16 protein-coding genes are annotated in these 14,568 nt (G+C 60.4%); 5 read left to right on the top strand and 11 right to left on the bottom strand.

Features of this window, described 5'->3' with window-relative positions; all coding sequences use genetic code 11:
- Position 1: 1 nt before the first annotated feature.
- Together phnH and phnG are read right to left on the bottom strand one after the other, a co-directional pair.
- Positions 2 to 628: a phosphonate C-P lyase system protein PhnH gene (gene phnH, locus GDN47_RS26770; RefSeq protein ID WP_152094642.1), complete on the bottom strand. Its 627-nt coding sequence runs from the start codon at positions 626 to 628 to the stop codon at positions 2 to 4.
- Positions 628 to 1,104, bottom strand: coding sequence for a phosphonate C-P lyase system protein PhnG (phnG, locus tag GDN47_RS26765; RefSeq protein WP_152094641.1), 477 nt, complete (start codon positions 1,102 to 1,104; stop codon positions 628 to 630). The genes phnH and phnG overlap by 1 nt, the downstream gene beginning before the upstream one ends.
- Before the next feature lie 101 nt (positions 1,105 to 1,205).
- Here phnG and phnF point away from each other — a divergent pair, with 101 nt between their 5' ends.
- Complete coding sequence (gene phnF, locus GDN47_RS26760) at positions 1,206 to 1,940, top strand: phosphonate metabolism transcriptional regulator PhnF (protein WP_145645957.1); 735 nt, start codon at positions 1,206 to 1,208, stop codon at positions 1,938 to 1,940.
- A gap of 7 nt (positions 1,941 to 1,947) precedes the next feature.
- Here phnF and GDN47_RS26755 read toward each other — a convergent pair whose 3' ends face one another.
- From GDN47_RS26755 to GDN47_RS26715, 9 genes are all read right to left on the bottom strand, one after another.
- Positions 1,948 to 2,244, bottom strand: a complete 297-nt coding sequence (locus tag GDN47_RS26755; protein WP_152094640.1) for a type II toxin-antitoxin system RelE/ParE family toxin — start codon at positions 2,242 to 2,244, stop codon at positions 1,948 to 1,950.
- Positions 2,241 to 2,531 (bottom strand): CopG family ribbon-helix-helix protein, encoded by a 291-nt coding sequence (locus GDN47_RS26750; RefSeq protein ID WP_152094639.1) that lies wholly within the window; start codon positions 2,529 to 2,531, stop codon positions 2,241 to 2,243. The genes GDN47_RS26755 and GDN47_RS26750 overlap by 4 nt, the downstream gene beginning before the upstream one ends.
- A gap of 99 nt (positions 2,532 to 2,630) precedes the next feature.
- Complete coding sequence (locus tag GDN47_RS26745; protein WP_152094638.1) at positions 2,631 to 3,266, bottom strand: 2,3-bisphosphoglycerate-dependent phosphoglycerate mutase; 636 nt, start codon at positions 3,264 to 3,266, stop codon at positions 2,631 to 2,633.
- Positions 3,267 to 3,387: 121 nt separating this feature from the next.
- Positions 3,388 to 4,212, bottom strand: a complete 825-nt coding sequence (gene dapB, locus GDN47_RS26740; protein WP_152094637.1) for a 4-hydroxy-tetrahydrodipicolinate reductase — start codon at positions 4,210 to 4,212, stop codon at positions 3,388 to 3,390.
- Positions 4,213 to 4,226: 14 nt separating this feature from the next.
- The gene (locus GDN47_RS26735) at positions 4,227 to 5,966 is read right to left on the bottom strand and encodes an ABC transporter ATP-binding protein (protein WP_371865537.1); all 1,740 of its coding nucleotides are present in this window, start codon (positions 5,964 to 5,966) and stop codon (positions 4,227 to 4,229) included.
- A 262-nt stretch (positions 5,967 to 6,228) separates the two neighbouring features.
- Complete coding sequence (locus GDN47_RS26730; RefSeq protein WP_152094635.1) at positions 6,229 to 7,251, bottom strand: glucokinase; 1,023 nt, start codon at positions 7,249 to 7,251, stop codon at positions 6,229 to 6,231.
- A 34-nt stretch (positions 7,252 to 7,285) separates the two neighbouring features.
- Positions 7,286 to 7,666, bottom strand: coding sequence for a methylglyoxal synthase (locus GDN47_RS26725; RefSeq protein WP_113330590.1), 381 nt, complete (start codon positions 7,664 to 7,666; stop codon positions 7,286 to 7,288).
- 99 nt (positions 7,667 to 7,765) lie between these two features.
- A complete protein-coding gene (gene mepA, locus GDN47_RS26720; RefSeq protein WP_145633888.1) occupies positions 7,766 to 8,800 on the bottom strand; it encodes a penicillin-insensitive murein endopeptidase in 1,035 nt (344 codons plus the stop codon).
- A gap of 143 nt (positions 8,801 to 8,943) precedes the next feature.
- Positions 8,944 to 9,513: an isochorismatase family protein gene (locus GDN47_RS26715; protein ID WP_113395904.1), complete on the bottom strand. Its 570-nt coding sequence runs from the start codon at positions 9,511 to 9,513 to the stop codon at positions 8,944 to 8,946.
- A gap of 52 nt (positions 9,514 to 9,565) precedes the next feature.
- On the opposite strand from GDN47_RS26715, the gene GDN47_RS26710 reads away from it, so the two are divergent.
- The 4 genes from GDN47_RS26710 (at position 9,566) to GDN47_RS26695 (ending at position 14,554) form a co-directional block, all read left to right on the top strand.
- Positions 9,566 to 10,186 (top strand): TetR/AcrR family transcriptional regulator, encoded by a 621-nt coding sequence (locus tag GDN47_RS26710; protein ID WP_152094634.1) that lies wholly within the window; start codon positions 9,566 to 9,568, stop codon positions 10,184 to 10,186.
- A 109-nt stretch (positions 10,187 to 10,295) separates the two neighbouring features.
- Entirely contained in the window at positions 10,296 to 12,134 is a 1,839-nt protein-coding gene (locus GDN47_RS26705; protein WP_152094633.1) for an extracellular solute-binding protein, read from the top strand.
- A gap of 171 nt (positions 12,135 to 12,305) precedes the next feature.
- Complete coding sequence (locus GDN47_RS26700) at positions 12,306 to 13,400, top strand: microcin C ABC transporter permease YejB (protein ID WP_113351489.1); 1,095 nt, start codon at positions 12,306 to 12,308, stop codon at positions 13,398 to 13,400.
- Positions 13,400 to 14,554 (top strand): ABC transporter permease, encoded by a 1,155-nt coding sequence (locus GDN47_RS26695; protein WP_152094632.1) that lies wholly within the window; start codon positions 13,400 to 13,402, stop codon positions 14,552 to 14,554. Before GDN47_RS26700 ends, GDN47_RS26695 begins: the two co-directional genes overlap by 1 nt.
- The last annotated feature ends 14 nt before the right edge of the window (positions 14,555 to 14,568 follow it).

Raw genomic sequence — 14,568 nt, 5'->3', positions numbered from 1 at the left:
GTCACAACTCCGTCGCGGTGATCTTGGTGGTGCGCGGCAGGCAGATGAATTGCCGGCCCGCCGTCAGGATGAGATCGACGCCGCGCGGGAAGAGCGCGCGATTGTCGTTCCAGATGCGCAGCAGCGCATCCGGCAGCCCGATCGGGGCGATCATGGTCACATCCTTGATGCCGGGGCCTGACAGCGCCAGTTGTTTGCCGCCCACCAGGCTTTCGATTTCCAGAACGATCGTGGTCGACCGATCGGGATATTCCTGAGTGCCGATGCCGAACTGGCTGAAGGAGGAAAGCGCCATGCCGGCTTCGATGAAGGCGAACTGCGCCTCCAGCCGTTCCGAAATGACGGGCGCTCCGGTGTGGAAGGCCAGCCATTCCGCCAGGCTTGATCTTGCCAGGCTGTTGGAGAGCCAGACAGGCGTGTCGTGATCGCAAAGGGTGAGGCCGATGGCGCCTGCGGCAACACCGAGCGGAGCGGGCGGCGCGACGTCAGCGTCAACGGTTTGCAGGGTGCCTGGACGTGCCATGGCATCCATCGTCATCTTGAAGACGCTTTGCGCGTCGAAGACCGGATCGGTGAAACCGCCGGTCAGGGCCTCGTTGCCGAAGGTCGGAGTGCTGGAAAGGCTCATCAATCTTCTCCGCGAACCATGGTGAAGAAATCGACGCGGGTTGCCGCCGTCTCTTCGGCGCGCTTGCGGTCATATTCGGCGATACGCTCGGTAACCGGCTGCAGAAGAGCCTTTTCGACGAAATCCTTCGTGGCCGATTGCTGCCAGAGTGCATCGAAGATGGCCGAAAGCCGGGCCTTTTCCCGATCCGTGCCGAGCGCGTGCGCGTGGCCGATCGTGTTGGATGCCAGCCGGACGGTAGCGCGCGTCACCGTGACTTCGCCGAGGTTGAAGGGGGAGCCGCCGCCGCCGATGCGGCCGCGCACCATGACGAGCCCTGTCTCTGGTCCGCGCACCGGCTGTACCGTCGGCTTGCTCGGCAATGCCTCCCAGGCAGCCTTTAGCTCGTCGCGTTCTGCCTGCGCCAAGAGATCGGCGACACGCTTGCGTTCCCGACGCTCTTGTGCCGCAGCTTCCTGCCTCTGTGCTGAATTCATCGCGCCTTCCTCTAAATGTCTATTGATATAGACAACCATACAAGATAGTTTTATATTTATTAGTGAGTCGTGACAAGCGTATGACAGGGCGAGTGGGCGAGATGGCAGGGCAGAAGATACAGAGGCAGACGGGCGTGGCGCTCTGGCGGCAGATTGCCGACCGGATTCGGACCTCGATCAACCACGGCGACTTCGACGAGACGGGCATGGTGCCGCCGGAAACGGTGCTGGCGCTGCAGTTCGGCGTCAACAGGCACACGATCAGGAGTGCGCTCGCAGCACTGGCGCAGGAGGGGATCGTCCGCGCCGTGCAGGGGCGCGGCACGCTGATCGAGCGCAAGGAGCGGCTGAGTTTCCCGATTTCAAGGCGCACGCGATTTTCTCAAGGGATCGGCGACCAGGTACGTGAGACCCGCAGCGTGCTGCTTGCATCGGGCGAAGAAGCTGCCAGCGCCGAATTGGCCAAACAGCTCAAGCTCAAGACAGGTACGCCGTTGATCCGGCTGGAAACGCTGGGCCAGGCGGATCATCGTCCGGTATCGCGCGCAACAAGCTGGTTCCCGGCGGATCGTTTCGGCGATATCGCCGAGATCTATCGGACGACCGGATCGATCACCAAGGCATTCAAGGAGCTTGGTGTGCCCGATTACGTCCGCGTCGTCACCGAGATCACCGCGACGCATGCCGACGAAGGCGACCTCACCGATCTGCAATTATCCCCGGGCGCCATCGTTCTCGTCGCCCAGGCGCTCAATGCGGATCTCGATAATGTCCCGGTGCAATATTCGATTTCCCGCTTCGCCGCCGATAGAGTGCGCTTCACCGTTGAGAATTGATGCCGCACTAGGGAATCGGCTGAAAATCGTTCGGCGGCCATTGCTGTGCGGCATGCAGGATGCGGATTATGCGCACCGTCTCGCCTGCGAGATCGTAAATCAGCAAATAGTTTCGATGTACGACAAGCTCTCGTGTCCCGGACACGCGGCCGGGCCCGCCCGTCATTGGATGGGTAATCAGCTGTTTCGACCGTTTGGCAAAGAGTTCGTCTAGCGCGAGTGCTGCGGGGACGTTCTCCGCCTCGATATAGGTATAAATTGCGCGTCGGTCAGCCCTTGCTTCGGGAGTCCAAGCAAGTTTCACGAAGAACGCCCGCTGAGTTTGCGGCGTGTTTCTTCTCGCAAGGCGGCAAATTCAGCGTCCACGTCGTCGTCAGGAATGAGGTTGTCGGCATTAGCGGAAGCAAGACCGGCCTGAACCTGCTGGCGAAACCAAATGTCATATTCGGCGGCATCTTGCTGGCGCCGCACATAATCGCGCATGAAAGCCCGGAGCAACTGCGCACCGGTTTGATCATGCGCTTTCGCAGCCTCGCTGAAAGCCGCCTTCAACTCTTCTTCAACTCGGAAGGTAAATGTCGCGTCGGTCATGTCAGTCCATGTGTTACATACGCAGTGCAATGTAACACATATTGCGGCATTTCCCACCCCTCATCTCAGGCATATGAGGGGTGTTTTCCGTTCAACAGCTCAATGCGCGCCGGACATGTCGCCGAGGACTTCCTTCGAGGCGACGGTGGAATCGGCCTTCAGCTTGTAGACCATGGGTACACCGGTCGCGAGGTTGAGCGCCAGGATCTGCTCCTTGTTCAGCCGGTCGAGGACCATGACGAGCGAGCGCAGCGAGTTGCCGTGCGCCGCGACCAGCACATTCTGGCCGGCAAGCACGCGCGGCAGGATTTCCGTGAGATAATAAGGCCAGACGCGGGCGCCGGTGTCGCGCAGGCTTTCGCCGCCGGGCGGCGGAACGTCGTAGGAGCGGCGCCAGATGTGGACCTGCTCTTCGCCCCACTTGGCGCGGGCGTCATCCTTGTTGAGGCCGGAGAGATCGCCGTAGTCGCGCTCGTTCAGCGCCTGATCCTTGATCGTTTCAAGGCCGGGCTGGCCGATTTCATCGAGGATGATCTTCAACGTGTGCTGCGCGCGCGTCAGCGCCGAGGTAAAAGCGATGTCGTACTTGATACCGTAATCGGCCAGAGCCTTGCCGCCGGTCTTGGCCTCTTCGATGCCGAGCGCCGTCAGATCGGGATCCTTCCAGCCGGTAAAGAGATTTTTCAAATTCCAGTCGCTCTGCCCGTGGCGAACGAGAACGAGAGTGCCGCTCATAAATTTCTCCTTAATGAAGCAATTCCAGGAAAAGTGTGTAGCGGTTTTCCGTCCGGAATTGCGAGACAACAAAAGGCTGGAGCGGATCGGCAGTTCCAGGCCGATCCGCTCCAGGATCGGATCAACGTGTGGAAAGCCCGAGAACATCGAGCATGGAATAGAAGCCGGGTTTCTTGTCGCGCGCCCAGAGTGCTGCCTGCAGCGCGCCGCGCGCAAACAGCGACCGGTCGCCGGCATTGTGCGACAGCGTCAGCCGTTCGCTTTCGCTGGCGAAGATCACCGAATGATCGCCGACCACGCCGCCGCCGCGCAGGGTCGCAAAGCCGATCGTGCCCGCCAAGCGCGGACCGGTATGGCCGTCGCGCACGCGCACGGAATTGTCATTAAGATCGATGCCGCGGCCCTTCGCCGCCGCCTGGCCAAGCAGGAGTGCCGTGCCTGAGGGCGCATCGACCTTGTGCCGATGATGCATCTCCAGCACCTCGATGTCCCAGTCGTTCGAAGGCAGTGCCCGCGCGGCCTGTTCGACGAGCACGCTCAAAAGATTGATGCCAAGGCCCATATTGCCCGATTTGACGATGCGCGCGTGGCGTGCGGCAGCCTTGAACTTCGCCTCGTCCTCGTCTGAACATCCGGTCGTGCCGATGATATGAACGATGCGCGCCTGGGCGGCGAGACCGGCGAAGGTGACGCTGGTTGCCGGCGTCGTAAAATCGATGACGCCTTCGGCATGCAGGAAAGCGGCAAGCGGATCGTCGGTGACGGGAACGCCGATCGACCCCAGTCCGGCGATCTCGCCGGCATCCTTGCCGATGAAGGCGGAGCCGGGGCGGGCGACGGCTGCATGCAGGGTTACGCCGTCGGTGGCGTGAATGATGCGGATGAGAGCCTGTCCCATGCGGCCCGCCGCGCCCACCACCACCAGCTTCATCGCATCGTCGCTCATGTCGTCTCTATCGTCTATTTGCGGGAATTGCTTGAAATCGCCGGTAGCTGCAGGTTGTTGAGCCGAGCGTAGAGGCCATTGTCTGATGTCGCAAGCGTCTCGTGGTTGCCTTCTTCGACAACGCGGCCGTTCTGCATGACGACGATCTTTTCGGCGCGAACAACCGTCGACAGGCGGTGCGCGATGACGACGACCGTGCGGCCGCTCATCGCTTCTTCCAGCGCCTTCTGCACGGCCGCTTCGGATTCCGTGTCGAGCGCCGAGGTCGCCTCGTCCAGAAGCAGGATTGGCGCGTTGCGCACCAGCGCGCGGGCGATCGACAGGCGCTGGCGCTGGCCGCCGGACAGCGTCACACCGTTTTCGCCGACCGGTGTATCGTAGCCCATTGGCTGCGCTTCGATGAAATCATGGGCATAGGCTAGGCGCGCCGCTTCCTCGATCTCGGCATCCGTCGCATTCGGGCGGCCATAGCGGATATTGTCGCGGATCGTGCCTTCGAAGAGATAGGGCTGCTGCGAAACATAGGCGAGCTGTTCCCGCAGCGACTGTTTCGTCACATGCGCGATGTCCTGCCCGTCGATGAAGATGCTGCCAGCCTTCGGATCATAGAAGCGCGGGATGAGATTGATGACGGTGGATTTGCCGGCACCGGAAGGGCCGACGAGCGCGGTGGTCTGCCCGCCTTCTGCGGTGAAATTGACGCCTGAGAGGACGGATTCATCACCATAGGCGAAATGCACGTCGCGGAACTCGATCCTGGCCTCGGTCACGTTAAGCGGCTTGGCATCTGGCAGGTCGCGCTGGCGCGGCTCCATGTCCAGCAGCTCGTAGATCATCCGCGCATTGACGACCGCGCGCTCCAGCTGCACCTGCAGCTTGGCGAGGCGGCGCGCCGGGTCATAAGCGAGCAGCAGCGAAGTGGCGAAGGAGAAGAACACACCCGGCGAGACATTATCGTAGATCGACCGGTAGGCGGCATAGGCAAAGAGGCTGGCGATCGTGAAACCGGCGACGGTCTCGATCAGCGGTCCGTTGCGCTCCGAAAGGCGGGCGATGCGGTTCTGCCGGTGCTCTGCAGCGGTGATCAGCTTGTTGATCTTGCGTTCGAGCTCCTCTTCCATCGTAAAGGCCTTGACGATGGAAACGCCTTGAATGGTCTCCTGCATCGCGCCGAGCACATGGCTGTTCAGGACCACCGCATCGCGTGTGGCTGCGCGCAGGCGCTTGGAAATATAGCGCAGCGCGAAGAAGAGCGGCGGCGCGATGACGACGAATGCAATGCTGAGCACCGGATCCTGAAAGACCATGACGCAGAGCAGGGCGACGAAGGTCAGAAGGTCGCGCGCCGTCGACGTGATCGTCAGGTTCATGACATCGCGGATGCCCGAGACGTTCTGGCTGATGCGGGCAGCGAGCTGCGCGGAGCGCGCTTCGTTGAAAAAGCCGACCGACAGCGTCATCAGATGCGAATAGAGGCGACGCTGATAGCGGGCGATGATGTTGTTGCCGATCTTCGACAGGATGACTGACTGGAAATATCCCGCAAAACCGCGCACCACGAAAACGAGGAAGATGCTGAAGCAGATTTTCCAGGCATCGACGATATCGCGGGCGATGAAGGCGCTGTCGATGACAGATTTGACGATATAGCCGATGTAAGCAGTCGAAAGCGCAACGAGGATCAGGCAGGTAATCGCGATGGCATAGCCGCGAATATGATCGCGGCCGTTCTCGGCGATAATGCGCTTCAGCATGCCGGTGATGGCTTCGCTGTCGACGTTTTTGCTTTTCGGGTCAGGCAATTTCAATAATCGGCTTCCTGTCTTGAACCAAGCGAGCCGCATCTGGCACGTGCTTTCGCGGTTCTATTAAAGACTTAGCACGGCTTTGGCTAGACGTGGCCTGCCGGGCTGGTTAAGGCCGATCGCGGAGCCGCGCCCATTATAGAGGATGCTGGCCCCTTCAAAAAGTATGGTGCGCCGGGTTTCAGCGCACCATGAGCTGTTTGGCAAGCAATCAACGCCGCCAGCGACGGCCGTCCGTGGCAAGGCCAAAGTTTGTCGGTTTGCGGGCATAGATCGCAAGGCCGGAAAGCGCTGCCAGCGGATTGACGACCACATGGGTCGGAATCGTCTTCATCAGTTCCGTGTGCGGTGCCTTGTCCTCGAAAGCGGCGCGAAATTCCGGCTTCTGCAGCGCCGGCAGGATCTTCTGCGGAATGCCACCCGAGAGATAGACGCCGCCGCGCGCCATGAAGATCATGGCGATATCGCCGGCGACGCGGCCAAGATAGGTGACGAACAGCGTCAGCGTCTCCTCGGCCTGCCTGTTGGTGCCGGCAAGCGCATGGTTGGTGATGTCAGCCGGCTCCTTCAGGCTCGGTTCGATGCCGTCAGCCGCGCAGATCGCATGATAGAGGTTCTGCAGGCCGCGACCACAGATCACCTGCTCGGCCGAGATGCGGCCTTCGATGGGTTCCAGATGCGGCCAGATCTGCAGGTCGCGTTCCGTGCGTGGCCCGAGATCGATATGCCCGCCTTCGCCCGGTACCGGCACCCATTGATGCTGGGTATGGACCAGAGCGCCGACGCCAAGCCCGGTGCCTGGCCCGAGCACGGCGCGTGATGCAACCGCGTTACCGGATGCTTTGCCGATAGTCTGGCGATGCTCGTCGGAAATCTCGGCGATCGCGAGCGCCTGTGCCTCGAAGTCGTTGATGACGAGCACGTCCTCGATGCCGAGATTGGCGATCATCGTCTTCGGACGGATCACCCAATCGCAATTGGTCAACGGAATCTCGTCACCCTGCACGGGACCTGCCATGGCAAGAATTGCCGAGCGGGGCCGAACCTTGCTGTCTTCAAGGGCGAGTTTGATCGCATCGTCGATCGTGGCGAAATTCGCCGTCTGCACGACCGGAAAATGCTCCTGTTCGGAGTCCGCATCGACGAGGATGGAGAAACGCGCATTGGTGCCGCCGATATCGCCGATCAGGATTGGGAAAGGCAGGGGGGCGTCGCTGTGATTGAGCTCGGGCATGGCCAGGTCCGTGGTCTGCCGCCGGCAAGGCGGATTAATGGTTCAGGGTTTTGATCAGCCGCTCGGCAGTGGATTCGTTGAGCGCCATCGGAATGTCGTAGAGAACGGCAAGCCGCGTCAATGCCTTCACGTCGACGTCGTGCGGCATGGGGGTGAGGGGATCGATGAAGAAGACGAGCATATCGATCTCGCCGGTGGCGATGAGCGCGCCGATCTGCTGGTCGCCACCGAGCGGGCCGCTTTTCAGCCGGGTGACCTTGAGGTCCGGGCAGGCATCCAGCACGCGGCCGCCTGTCGTGCCCGTGGCGACGATGTTCCAATCGGCAAGGGCGGCTTCGTTACGCCGTGCAAATTCTGCCATCGCATCTTTTTTCTGATCATGCGCGATCAATGCAATGCATTTGCTGCCGGCCATGAAATCCTTGCTCCGCTCGATGTTTTCAATCGATTTACCCGCCTTCTATACCAAGGGGGCGCGTTTTGAAAGACGCCTCCGGCAAGGACGGTGCAGGACTTACTGCTGCGGAATCTGACCGGGCGGCGTATCGCCCGAAACCGGCATTGCGTCCGTCTCCGCTGAAACGTCGGCAGCTTTGGCGCCGGAGGCGGCGGGGCGTGCGGAAGCAATCGAAGGTGCCGCCAATACGGCCTGGCAGGCCTTGGGCAGATCGGCAACCATGACTTCGCGCGGCTTTTGGGGCGGCTTGTCGCTGGGCTTCGGCTTGGCCCAAGGCTCAGGCCCGAACCACCAGGCGAGCGACTTGTCGCAGCCATCGCCGGAGGCGACCGGCGCCTGTCCTGTGCAGCCGACGGAGCCTGCGGGGCAGCGGAGACGGATATGGAAATGCGAGTCGTGCCCGTATTCCGGCCGCAGCTTGCCGAGGTTGGTGCGGTCGCCCGTCCATGTCCCGCACATCTTCTTCTTGATCGCCGGGTTGACGAAGATGCGCTCGACCTCCGGATAGCTTGCCGCGCGCATCAAGAGGCGGGCATGTGCCGGTGTCCAGACCTTGTCGTTGATCGTCAGGAACTTGTCCTTGGCGAGCATCGTGGTGAAAGGCAGGGCTTCGCGCTCTTCCACCGTCATCTTGCGCCGCGGCATCGGCGTCAGCCAGACGTCGGCGTCGAGACCGATCTGATGCGAGGCATGGCCGTTGATCATCGGGCCGCCGCGCGGCTGCGAGATATCGCCGACAAGCAAACCCGGCCAGCCGTCATTCTTCGCAGCATCGCGCGATAGGCGCTCGAGCAGGCCGATCATCTCCGGTCGTCCCCAGCGACGATTGCGCGATAGGCGCATCGCCTGCCATGTCGGGCCGTCCGCGGGCAGGGCGACCGCGCCGGCAAGGCAGCCCTTGGCATAGAAGCCGATCGATTGCGGCGGTCCCTGCGTCGGCAGCGTGACCGCGCCGAAAACAGCCTTGGCGCTGCCGGGGGAAAGGGTAGCCTGCTGCGCCAGCGCATCGCCGGCGACAAGGCCCATCCCGATCGAGGTGGCGAGAGAGAATTTGCCGATCGTTCGAAAGGCGCGAGCCAGAAGTGAAGCCATGCATATCCTTGAAAGGCGGTCGGCATTAGCCGAAGTGATTTGCCGTGAGACTATCCTGAAACAGGATGGAAGTGAATCCGCGCCAATCACGGATGGCCACCGGTCGGCCGCCTTTGCTTGCATAGACCTTTGCTTCGGATGGATCAGTTCGCCAGGATTTCCGCCGTCTTGCGGATACGCGACAGCCGCGGCAAGACCTTCGTGCAGGCGAAATCCTGCATGTCCTGCGAGAAGGTCGTCACCGCATCTTCGGCAACAATGACGGCGTAGTTTGCCGCGAAGGCATCGCGCACGGTTGCTTCGACACCGAAATTGGTGGCGACTCCGGTCAGGATCAGCGTCCTGACGCCGCGACGGCGAAGCTGCAGGTCCAGTTCCGTGCCGTAAAAGGCGCTCCACTGGCGCTTGACGATGGCGACATCAGGCGTCAGCGCTGCCATCTCGGCCGGAGCCTCGAGCGCGGCCGGCGGCAAACCTCCTGGGGGAAGCGCAAAGCTTTCGTCTGTCGGCTGATTGACAGCATCGGCATAGTCTGCGGAAAATCCAACCGTCACGAAAACGGTCGTTCCGCCATCGGCCTTCAGTTTGTTTGCGATGGCGACCGTATTGGTGACGATCTGCTGGGCGGAGTAGGGCGCGAGCGGCCGGCTCAGGACGAGGCCTTGCAGGTCGATAGAAACGAGAGCGGTAGTTTTGGGGTCGTAAAGTGACATCGGGCGGTAGCTCCATAAAATATGAGGATATCCTCACAATGGAAATATGAGGATGGCCTCACAAAAATCAAGTGAAGAATTGAAGACGCGCACGCCGAAGCGGCAGCGCGGCCATGATCGGGTCGTCATACTGCTGGAGGCGGCCGCAAAGGTTTTCGCGCGCAAGGGCTATGAGGCGGCAACGATGACGGAGATTGCGGCCGAGGCAAATTCCTCTATCGGCTCGCTCTATCAGTTCTTCCCGACCAAGCCCCTACTTGCCGAAGCACTGCATATCGAACGCCTGGAGCGATTGAAGGCCGGGCTTCGAGGTATGGCCGAGCGGAGCACCGGCCTTTCCGCAGCCGATAGCGGCGAGGCGATCTTCCATGCGCTCGGTGCTTTCATGGAGGAATATCCGGAGTTTTCGGTACTGGCCGGTCGCCGCGATATTCCCAGGGAGCGCAAGGCGCGCTCACGGGCAGAGCTGAAGGAGCTGATCGCCGGCATCCTGCGGCAGGCGCAGCCGCCTATATCGGACGATATCGCGCTGATGTCGGGTATCGTGCTCGAACTGCTTCGCATCGTCGTCGCCGTCGCCGCCGAGCCCGATGCTGCCGAGGATCGCCGCGTCGCCGGCGAATTGCGGCTGATGTTGCGCAAACGTCTTGAAGAAGCTGCGGCAAAGGGTTGATTCCCGGAAACAGTCTTCGGCCTCTTTACAAAGAGGTGCGTTATTGCGTCCTGTTTTTTGCCCTCATTTGCCTTATGCTGATTCTCCAGAAATCATCGGGAGATCATGAATGGCGTTGTCGCGGTTGAAAGCAGGCTTGGTCGTTTCTCTTTTTTGCCTGCTGGCAGTGCCTCTAGCCACGAAAGCCGAAGAGCCGCAATTCCGCATCGGCACGGCCATTCTCGGCGACTTGAAATATCAGCCCGGCTTCAAGCATTTCGATTATGTCAATCCGGATGCGCCAAAGGGCGGGGAGCTTAAGCTCTCGGACGAAGGCACGTTCGACACGCTCAATCCGGTGCTGTTTAAGGGCAACCCCGTCAGCGGATTGTCAATGGTTTTCGATACGCTGATGAAATCGTCCAATGACGAGGTTGCCACCTCCTATGGCTTGCTTGCCGAGGGGGTCTCCTATCCCGATGACATATCGAGCGCGACCTTCCGCTTGCGCGCCGAGGCGAAATGGGCCGACGGCACACCGGTGACCCCCGATGATGTGGTTTTCAGCTTCGATCGCACCAAGGAGCTCAATCCTCTCGCGACCAGTATCTATTCCCACGTGACGCGAGCCGAAAAGACGGGTGACAGGGACGTCACCTTCTACTTCAACGAAAAGAACAATCGCGAACTTCCTTTTATTGCCGGCCAGCTTCTGATCGTGCCGAAACATTGGTGGGAGAGCGCCGGCGCCGATGGAAAGCCGCGCGATATCTCCCGCACAACACTCGAGCCAGTCATGGGATCCGGACCGTATAAGATCGTCTCCGTGCAGCCGGGATCGTCAATCCGATATGAACTGCGAGATGACTATTGGGGCAAGAACCTGCCGGTCAATATCGGCCAGAATAACTTCGGGGCGGTTTCCTACACCTACTACGCCGATAAGGATGTGGAATTCGAAGCCTTTCGCGGCGGGAATACGGATTTCTGGCGGGACCAGTCGGCAAGCCACTGGGTGACTGCATACGACTTTCCCGCCGCCAAGGACGGCCGCATCAAGCGCGATGAACTGCCCAACTCGCTGCGTTCGGTCGGCATCATGCAGGCGATGGTGCTCAATCTCCGGCGCGATCAGTTCAAGGATCAGCGTGTACGTGAGGCGCTGAACTACGCCTATGACTTCGAGGAGATGAACAGGGCGCTTGCCTTTGGCCAGCTGAGCCGCGTCAACTCTTTCTTTTTCGGCACCGAGCTTGCCTCTTCAGGGCTGCCCACGGGCGAGGAATTGAATATCCTCAACAGCGTCAAGGATAAGGTGCCGCCTGAAGTCTTCACCACCCCCTACACCAATCCGGTAGGCGGCGACGCGCAGAAGGCACGCGACAATCTGCGCAAGGCGATCGCGCTTTTCAAGGAAGCCGGTTATGTGTTGAAGGGCAATCGCATGGTCAACGAAAAGACCGGCCAGCCCTTCACGATGGAAATCCTGCTCGGCAGTCCTTCGCTGGAAAGATCAAACCTGCCCTACGTTCAGAACCTGCGTCGCATTGGTATCGATGCGACCCTCAGAACGGTCGATTCATCGCAATACATCAACCGCATTCGTAGCTTCGACTATGATGCGACCTGGAACGTGTGGGGCACGGCGCTGCCGCCCGGCAGCGAACAGATCGATTACTGGGGTTCGGCATCGGCAAACCGCCAAGGCTCTCGCAACTACGCCGGCATTTCCGATCCGGGTGTCGATATATTGATCGGTAAGCTTGTCTCTGCCGCGACCCTCGAAGAAAAGACTGCTGCCGCCAAGGCGCTTGATCGCGTACTCCTCGCCCACCATTACGTTGTCCCGTTGTTTTATGGGACGACGAACAAGATCGCCTATTGGGACAAATTCGAGCATCTGCCCGAGCTGCCCTATTACTCGATCGGTTTTCCCGATGTCTGGTGGTCGAAAAGCGCCGGAAAGTGAGCCTCTCTTGCAATGAGGGGCTCGCTGGCTCCAAATGCTCGAGGCTGATTCGGATGGTTTCCAGCTGAAATGATTGCGCCGGTCTCGATCCGGCGGAAGGGACTATGATTTGATCGACGGACGGATTGAGGCGAGGCGGAACATACCCCTGCTTGCGGGAGCGGCGGACTGATGGGCGCTTATATTCTGCGACGCCTCCTGCTGATGATCCCGACCATCGTCGGCATCATGGCGATTTCCTTCACCATCGTGCAGTTTGCGCCGGGCGGTCCCGTCGAGCAGGTCATCGCGCAGCTGACCGGCCAGGGCGACAATGCCAATGGCCGCCTGTCGGGTGGCGGTACGGACCTGGCTGCACAGCAATCCTTCGATGACAGCAGCTCGAAATATCGGGGCGCGCAGGGGCTCGATCCCGAGCTGATCGCCAAGCTCGACAAGCAGTTCGGCTTCGACAAGCCGCCGCTCGAGCGCTTCGGTCAGATGATGTGGAATTATATCCGCTTCGATTTCGGCGAGAGCTTTTTCCGCAATACCACCGTCATCGATCTCATCGGCCAGAAGCTGCCGGTGTCGATCTCGCTCGGCATCTGGATCCTGATCTTCTCCTATGCCATTTCCATTCCGCTCGGCATCCGCAAGGCGGTGCAGGACGGATCGACCTTCGATGTCTGGACGTCGGGCATTATCATCGTCGGCTATGCCGTCCCGAGCTTCCTGTTCGGCATCATGCTGATCGTGCTGTTTGCCGGCGGCTCCTTCTTCGACTGGTTTCCGTTGCGCGGTCTCGTTTCGGATAATTTCGCCGATCTCAGCTGGTGGCAGAAGATCCTCGATTATCTCTGGCATCTGGTGCTGCCGCTGATTTCGCTGTCGCTCGCCGCTTTCGCCACCACGACGCTGCTGACCAAGAACTCCTTCATCGAGGAAATCAAGAAGCAATATGTCATCACCGCCCGCGCCAAGGGCCTTTCCGAACGGCGCGTGCTCTATGGCCATGTCTTCCGCAACGCCATGCTCATCGTCATTGCCGGCTTTCCCGGCGCCTTTATCTCCGCCTTCTTCACCGGCTCGCTGCTGATCGAAAATATCTTCTCGCTCGATGGCTTGGGGCGCCTGAGCTATCTCTCTGTCGTCCAGCGCGACTATCCGGTGGTCTTTGCCACTCTCTTCATCTTCTCGCTGCTCGGCCTCGTCGTCAGCCTCGTCTCAGATCTAATCTACACCTGGATTGATCCGCGCATCGATTTCGAGCGGAGGGACGTGTGATGGACGCAGCCAATCAGCAGACGCTTCCGACGACGGTGAAGCCGCCCCGCAAAGGCCTTTTCTCGCCCACCAACATTCGCCGCTGGGAGAATTTCAAGGCAAACCGCCGCGGCTACTGGTCGCTCTGGATTTTCCTGGTGCTGTTTGTCGTCAGCCTCGGCGCGGAGTTCATCGTCAACGACCGGCCGATCCTCGTCTTCTACAAGGGAGAGATCCTAGCGCCGGTCTTCGTCGATTATCCCGAGGAGAAGTTCGGCGGTTTCCTGGCGCAGACAGATTATCGCGCCCCGGATATTCAGGATGAGATCAATGCCCATGGCTGGATGATCTGGCCGCCGATCCATTATTCCTATCAGACCGCCAATTCCAACCTTCCCACAGGAATGTCGGCGCCGACGGCGCCTTTCTGGGCGATGAGCAAGGAGACACGCTGCTCAGGCTATCCTGGCGGTATCGCCGATCCGAATTGCAACTGGAGCAATTTCAATTGGCTCGGCACCGACGATCAGGCGCGCGATGTGCTCGCACGCCTGATCTACGGCTTCCGCATCTCGGTACTGTTCGGCCTGGCGCTCACCATCTGCTCGGCCGTCGTCGGCGTCTGCGCCGGCGCGATACAGGGCTATTTCGGCGGCTGGACCGATCTTTTGATGCAGCGTTTCATCGAAATCTGGTCATCCATGCCGGTGCTCTATATCCTGCTGATCATCGCCTCGGTGCTGCCGCCGGGCTTCTTCATCCTGCTCGGCATATTGCTGCTGTTTTCCTGGGTAGGGCTCGTCGGCGTCGTGCGCGCCGAATTCCTGCGGGCGCGCAATTTCGAATATGTGCGCGCCGCCCGCGCGCTCGGCGTCAACAACCGCACCATCATGTATCGCCACCTGCTGCCGAACGCGATGGTGGCGACGCTGACCTTCGTTCCCTTCATCCTGTCGGGCTCGATCACCACCCTGACCTCGCTGGATTTCCTAGGCTTCGGCATGCCGCCCGGCTCGCCGTCGCTGGGTGAAATGATCGCCCAGGGCAAATCCAATCTGCAGGCTCCCTGGCTGGGGCTCTCGGCCTTCTTCACCATGTCGATCATGCTGTCGCTGCTGATTTTCATCGGCGAAGCCGTGCGCGACGCCTTCGATCCGAGGAAGACGTTCCGATGAGGAGTGCTCGCAAT

It is taken from the genome of Martinezella dioscoreae (assembly GCF_009176305.1).
GTDB lineage: Bacteria > Pseudomonadota > Alphaproteobacteria > Rhizobiales > Rhizobiaceae > Rhizobium > Rhizobium dioscoreae.
This window is presented reverse-complemented; position numbering and strand designations above follow the sequence as displayed.